The 543-nt window shown below is 41.3% G+C and carries 1 protein-coding gene; it reads left to right on the top strand.

From position 1 onward, the window contains the following. The first annotated feature begins 63 nt into the window (after positions 1–63). Positions 64–420, top strand: a complete 357-nt coding sequence (locus tag R7040_RS29300) for a MerR family transcriptional regulator (protein WP_318098024.1) — start codon at positions 64–66, stop codon at positions 418–420. The last annotated feature ends 123 nt before the right edge of the window (positions 421–543 follow it).

Raw genomic sequence — 543 nt, 5'->3', positions numbered from 1 at the left:
CGTTATCCATAGTGTCGTTACATTACTTGTGGTCACAGGAAGGGATAACCTTCGGTAACAATAATGAATACGAAAGAGTTTTCCGGCGCAGTTGGGTTGTCGTCATACACGCTTCGATACTATGAAAAAATTGGCTTACTGAAACATGTCCACCGAAATAACAGTGGGCACCGTGTCTACACCCATCGAGATATTGATTGGGTCAACTTCATCAAGCGGCTGAAAGAGACGGGAATGCCGTTAGAAGAGATTCAAGAATATGCTTCATTGAGGGAGATAGGCTCGCAAACGACTGCTGACAGACAAAAGCTTTTGGAAGTTCATCGAGATAATTTAATCGAACATATCCGACAACAAAATGAGCATCTGAAACGATTAGAAGAAAAAATAAATCTGTATAAAAGCGGAAAAGTACGTTGACTTAGAGTTCACTCTAACTTGTAAGGTGTGCGGGTATTCACTCAAAGGAGCACACAAAATGGAAAATACGCGATTTCAAACAGGGTTAGAGCAGTTATCAAAAATCGATGGAGAGGCTGGTCA

The sequence above is a fragment of the Vibrio sp. 1069 genome (assembly GCF_033340555.1).
Note: the sequence above shows the minus strand (reverse complement) of the source record. Positions and strands in the feature narration are given on the sequence as shown.